Genomic DNA, 5,442 nt, shown 5'->3' with positions numbered 1-5,442 from the left:
CCCTCCCGCCACGATCCAATTCACAATCGATCGAGCCTGCCAGGGTCTTGCCCAGGTGAGATGGTCGGACCCCGGCAGTCCAAATCACGGTTGCGGCTTGAATTGTTTGTTCGCCATCTGGAGTGCCAACGGAGACTTCTCCAGGCTTCATGCTATGAACACGCCCCTTAAAGAGAGTCTCTACCCCTAGAGACTCCAGGGTCTTTTGAGCAGAGGCCGATAACGACTCAGGCATTGCCCTCAGCAATCGATCGCCTGGGTCGATCACGATGATCCTTGAATCATCAGGATCGAGTTGCTTGAACTCACGGCGCATGGCATTGCGCATTAATTCGGAGGTGGCACCTGCCATCTCGCATCCCGTAGGCCCCCCTCCCACAATCACCACGGTTTGAAGGAATTTGCGTGCCGCGGGATCAGGTGTTTGTTCGGCCTGCTCCATCGCCATCAGCAAGCGGCGACGAATTTCTTGAGCGTGCTCAAGAATTTTCATCGGTGGAGCAAAGGTGCGCCATTCTTCATGGCCGAAATAGGTGCTACCCGAACCCGTTGCGAGTACTAAGTGGTCGTAGGTGAGAACTTTTTCGCTGAAGTTGATTTGTTGCTTCTTGGCATCCAAGCCGGTGACTTCTCCCAGCAAGACTTGAACGTTGCGCTGCTTGCCAACCAGCTGTCGCAGGGGTGTCGCAACATCACCGGGAGCGACTAGCCCCGTTGCTACTTGATAAAGAAGCGGTTGGAACAAATTGAAGTTGCGCTTATCAATCAAGGTGATGCGCACATCTGCCTGAGCAAGCGCTTTACAGGCCCGAACGCCAGCAAAGCCCCCGCCCACGATCACGACATGAGGGGCGTCGCGAAGACGTTCTTCTGGCGGTTCGAGCTCGAGAAAGAAATGCTCAGCAGCCATGGTCTAACCATCAGCAGATCTAAATCCAGGCTATGGATTCCGTACAAGATTGTCTGGATTTGTGCGTTCTTTAAAGCAACTTGAATCCTTCCAATAAAAGGCCATAAAGCAAGCCAATGCGTGACATGTCCAACAGATCACGTCCCAGATGTTTTTGTCGATCTCGCGCCCAATGCCGCCTGGCTCGGACCATCAGTTCCCAGATCGCCACAGTCACCAGTGCGGCCACTGGATCCATCAATGCCAACGCACCTGCAATGGCACCGATGCTGTTTCCAAGAGCGAAGCTTGCTCCGAGGGCGATCAACATTAAGGATGCCCTTCTCCAGGGATTCACTGCCCACTGGTCAAGGCGTGAAGTGGCATCACCGAAACTGATTTGAAGTCGAGTTTTTTGCAGTCGAGCGCTCATGCATCGAGCCCCTCAAACCTTGTAATCAAATTGTGCCACCAGTTGATCCCCATCACCCGGCCGGCAAGCTGCCGTGTTAAAAATACTCGATTTTTATTTATTTCTTATATGAATAGCTGGTTTTTGAGCATTTCCTGTTGAAGCAGGATTTGCGTTCAGTTGACCACTCAGCGGGACCACAATTCAGTCGGAATCGGCCTTCGCTTTGCGGGATGATTTCCCCTCCAGCAGCTCGAGCAACGCCTCCATCTGGGCCATGACTCCTCTCACCTCACCCGCTTCAGGCAGGAGTCCGTCTTCCATCACGCCTTGATGCATTTCTCGCAGCTCCTGGCGGATGTAGCGCAGGTGGCTGACTACTTGTTCTCTTTTGGATTGCGACATCATTTATGGGCTTTCTGACATCCCTTTTACCGCATGGTCGTCCCGACTGACGTCAGCGACGGCCGAGCCCGCCAGCTAAGGCGATGAGGCCGTAGGTGATGAGGGCGCTGGGTCTGGCAAGCGTTGAGACCAAAACAAGAGCCGAAAGGGCTGCAAAGAGGGGCAGACGTCTTGTGAAGTGAGTGCTGAACGGAAACATCAGCAACACTCCAAGGCCAATGGTTGGAACCTGTGAAGGCCAGTAACCCTATCGATGGAAGGCTGCTCTTCAAGGCCCAAGGTCATGGCTGTCCTTGAAATCTGAAATTAAGTTTAAGGCAATTGTCTCGGAGGTAGACGTTCAGAACCCTCTTGCTCTTGGCCGCTGACTCGACAACGAAATATTTTGGTTCTGCTCAGGGGGCTTTGGATGTCCGGATGTGGGTTGTGCAACAACGTTGAAGGCAAGAGACCAGCGTTCTCCGCTGCCCCGGAAAGGCATCACGGAATGGGGTTGCCAAGCTGGAAAAATATAAAAATCGCCTGGGCTAGGAAGCACGTATTGAGCCATCCCCGTACGAAATGATTGGAGGTGGTATTCCTCAGGACCATGAAAACAAAGTTGACCGTCAAAGCTTGTTCCGTTGATTTGTGAGGGCACTTTTAAAAAGACAACTCCCGAAAAACTTCCTCCATGGGTATGCATTGGGTTGTAATCGCCCTCCATTTGGCAATTCAGCCAGATGTCAATCAGTCTTAGCTGGTAGCGCCCTGGCACCCATGGGCCACGACCTTGAGGTGGTTGCTGGTCCATCACGTGACGGATCCAGCGTTCGCAGCCTTCGAGAAGGACAGATTCACAAAGTTCTTGAACAGCCGGTTGGATTGGATTGAGTTCTCGTTGTTGGTTGAGCTGGCCAGCGAGGCGCATCGAAGCGTCGGGATTAGCTCCTGGATTGCTGAGGACGTCCTCACAATGGAGAAGGCATTGGTTGAGAAGTTTTAAATCGAGTTTCCCTTGTACGATTGAGCGTGGAAACAAATCAAGAACGTTCATGTTGAGATGACTGATGTTTTCAAAGAATTTTGATAACAAATACCGAGATCAATAGAACCACAATGCCCTGCGCCAAAGGCCTGCAATTGAAGGCTCTAAAAAAGAAGGGATTCCCTGAGATGACCGGTGGTGTGATGGAAGTTCGTTCTGTCACTGATGTTCAGGTTGTTGCCAAGCTGGTCATTTTGCACAAAAAGATCATCTAGATCTGCATCCACGATGACCTTTTGTTGAAGGTGTCCCTAGGGTTGGAGGCAAGGAGAGATTGTTTGCCCCCGCTGGCAGCTAATCCTCGTTAGTGAAATCCATTCTTGTTCCTTCAAAATAAAAGCCCAGGCATTGCCTGAGCTTTTAGAGTTTTTATTCGTTAGTAAGTGATTTAAAACAGATTAACGCTAGGCCAGTTAGGTGTTGAGTTAATGATGTCTTTCATTAGGCTATCAAGAGCTGCAGGTTTTTTGCGGCTATTGGTTACTGCGACATAACCGAAATTTGAGTTGTAATTCTTCCTGTACACTGCAGTAGTGCCGTCCATCAAGCCATTATGGTAATTCGCGTGGTCATTGTTGTGCCTCATAAAACGAAGTAGATCAATGGGTGTGGCTATCCAACCACCATGAGAATCAAACCGTTGAGGCTTAACGCTTGAATAAGCACCTCCTCCATAGTATGTAGCTTCATTGCGCAGTTGTTGGTTCTTTTTGTCGCGCCCGATCACCATGCCTTTGGCACCTGCAGGATTCAGGATTTTGTTTTTCACGTAAGAATCGTAGTCTGCATTGGTTGCTTTCTCAATCACTCGCCCCAGTAAAGAGTAGCCAAAATTAGAATACCGATAATCTTGTCCGGGGTTTGAGGCCAAAGGGTAATTGCTTAATGTCCAGTTGATTAAGCCGGGGAACGTAGACCCAGAGTAAGCAAACATTGGATCTTTTTTGTCTCCTTTTTTGTTGATGTTTGCCCACCCTCCGCGATGGTCAAGTAGATGCTGGATTGTGATTTTGTCGATGTTTGGGTTGGTTGAAGGTGTTGGGTAGTTATCTCCAAGAATGCTGTTTTTGCCAAACACTTTAGAACTTGAGTTTAGAGATGTTTCTTTCAAGAGTTTCTTGATTGCGGCTTGGGTTACAAGCTTTGAAACGCTGGCAACGCGAAAGCGATGCTTTGGTCCCACTACAATTCCCTTTGCGACGTCAGCTTTGCCGAAACCGCGGGCATACACAAGTTTGTTGTTTTTGCTAATGGCTATCGATAATCCTTTGATGCCGTTATCACGCATGTATTGACCAACCTTTCTTTCTATTGATCGTAGGCCTTTGCTTGCAAATTTCTTGTTTTCCCAGACTCCATTGAACTTGACACCACTCGCTGAGTTAAAGGCTTCGATGTATTTTGGCTCATAGCTCTGATATCGATAGTTGTCGAAGATATGCTGGTAGTTTTTGGTTGGAATCCCATGGCGTGCTTGATAAGATTGCCCTCCTTCTTTGGTCCAAACAGCAGCATAGCGATCGCTGTTTCCTTTGCGATAGCCGGTGACTGCTTTCAGGCGATAGCCTTCTTTGGCTGACTTGTTAAATTCTTTTTGATATTGAGAGCTTGTGAGTCCGTGCCGAGCTTTCCATTTGGGCATATTTTTTTCGAAGATGACAGCAAATCTAGGAGAGCCTTTCAAGCTAAATGCACTGACATGTTTTACTCCGTATCCTTCTCCAGACATGGAAGTGACTTGACTTTGGTATTGCTTTTCCGTAAGACCGTGCCGCGCTTTGTACGCAGGACCAGAGGTTTTTTCCCAAATCGCTGCATAGAATGGTTTGCCTCCAATTTCATATCCATTGATGTGCGTCAAGCGATACCTTTTTTTATTGAAAGCGTCAAATGCAGCTTGATACTTTTGTGGGCTCAATCCGTGGCGAGCAATAAATGGTTTGCACCCATTTTTGCTCCAAATTGCAGCATAGTTGGCTCTCCCTGCTTGTTGGTAGCCTGAAATCGACTTGAGGCAATAACCTTTCTTGGTGTAGTTGTTGAAAGTCTGCTGATAACCAGCGCTTGACAGGCCATGCCGCGCAGTCCACTCGCTGGCGGAGGATGGCAACGCTGTGGTCAGGACCATTCCTGTGGCCGCAATTGCGCCAATGGTCGTGGCTTTTTTGATGCCGTCTTTCGCCCTTTGGTTGATTTTTAGAACGATTTTGTTGAGGTCAAGAACTGTAGAAACCATTGTTATTTGATGTGAGTGAGTTCAGGGTCATCTCCCTGGCATTCACACCATCGCCCTTCTGACGGCTGAGCTCGTTGATTGGGGACAAGGCTGCCTGTGATTTTCGTCACTACAGACAAAAGAAGCTTCAATAATGCGCATTGAAGACAGGCTCGAGATCTTTTATTGCCTTGATTTTTTGTGCATGGGTTGATCTGGGTTCAGGGTTGCATCTTGCCCAATCCACTTCCTCGGTAATAGTTAGACGCCTAGATACCGAATTAATTTTTGCTTTTAATACATGGAGACTAGGGGATTCGAACCCCTGACCTCTGCGGTGCGATCGCAGCGCTCTACCAGCTGAGCTAAGACCCCGTCGCTCGAAACTTAGCGACAGCTCTATGTCTTGCCCGAGGCAGAATGGGTTCTTCTCGTCAGGGAACCAGCATGCCGATCACGCCGGAATCTCTGGATGCGTTTGACGACGACAAGAT

At 49.0% G+C, this 5,442-nt stretch carries 6 protein-coding genes and 1 tRNA gene; all 7 read right to left on the bottom strand.

What is annotated here, in order from left to right:
• Nucleotides 1-910, bottom strand: a 910-nt coding sequence (locus tag NCN04_RS07500; RefSeq protein WP_250395668.1) for an NAD(P)/FAD-dependent oxidoreductase, incomplete at its 3' end; no start/stop codon positions are given.
• 70 nt (nt 911-980) lie between these two features.
• Complete coding sequence (locus NCN04_RS07495; protein ID WP_250395667.1) at nt 981-1,322, bottom strand: DUF565 domain-containing protein; 342 nt, start codon at nt 1,320-1,322, stop codon at nt 981-983.
• Nucleotides 1,323-1,505: 183 nt separating this feature from the next.
• A complete protein-coding gene (locus NCN04_RS07490) occupies nt 1,506-1,706 on the bottom strand; it encodes a DUF8635 family protein (protein ID WP_006853639.1) in 201 nt (66 codons plus the stop codon).
• A 52-nt stretch (nt 1,707-1,758) separates the two neighbouring features.
• Nucleotides 1,759-1,905, bottom strand: coding sequence for a hypothetical protein (locus NCN04_RS07485; RefSeq protein WP_245407199.1), 147 nt, complete (start codon nt 1,903-1,905; stop codon nt 1,759-1,761).
• Between the two features lie 141 nt (nt 1,906-2,046).
• Entirely contained in the window at nt 2,047-2,742 is a 696-nt protein-coding gene (locus NCN04_RS07480) for a putative 2OG-Fe(II) oxygenase (RefSeq protein WP_048348449.1), read from the bottom strand.
• A 379-nt stretch (nt 2,743-3,121) separates the two neighbouring features.
• The gene (locus NCN04_RS07475) at nt 3,122-4,969 is read right to left on the bottom strand and encodes a serine hydrolase (RefSeq protein ID WP_250395666.1); all 1,848 of its coding nucleotides are present in this window, start codon (nt 4,967-4,969) and stop codon (nt 3,122-3,124) included.
• Between the two features lie 281 nt (nt 4,970-5,250).
• A tRNA-Ala gene (locus NCN04_RS07470) sits at nt 5,251-5,323 on the bottom strand.
• Nucleotides 5,324-5,442 lie beyond the last annotated feature (119 nt).

It is taken from the genome of Synechococcus sp. MU1655 (assembly GCF_023630655.1).
Taxonomy (GTDB): Bacteria; Cyanobacteriota; Cyanobacteriia; order PCC-6307; family Cyanobiaceae; genus Synechococcus_C.
This window is presented reverse-complemented; position numbering and strand designations above follow the sequence as displayed.